This is a genomic window from Ochrobactrum sp. SFR4, from assembly GCF_019730395.1.
Classification (GTDB): domain Bacteria; phylum Pseudomonadota; class Alphaproteobacteria; order Rhizobiales; family Rhizobiaceae; genus Pseudochrobactrum.
Genome location: NZ_JAAPBB010001065.1, coordinates 1 through 252, shown reverse-complemented (window position 1 = coordinate 252; position 252 = coordinate 1). Strand labels below are relative to the sequence as shown.

Below are 252 nucleotides of genomic sequence, written 5' to 3'. Positions count from 1 at the left end.
ACGGTAACGCCTACTGCAGCACCGGCAAAAGACAGCCCGATCAAAACTGTGAAGCCAAGCGTCGGGCTGAGTGCCAAACCGAGCACCAGCATGAGACCGGCACCAGCATTCAGCCCCATCAAAGACGGACTGGCCAGAGGATTACGGGTTATTCCCTGCATCAAAGCACCCGCTGCACCCAAGGCAGCACCAACGAGCGCCGCAGCCAAGGCACGAGGAATACGAAACTCACGAAGGATGAGATGATCATTA

The 252-nt window shown here is 56.7% G+C and carries 1 protein-coding gene; it reads right to left on the bottom strand.

The window, feature by feature from the left end:
- A partial coding sequence (locus HBA93_RS22315) for an iron chelate uptake ABC transporter family permease subunit (protein WP_221724696.1) occupies nt 1-252 on the bottom strand: 252 nt, incomplete at both ends.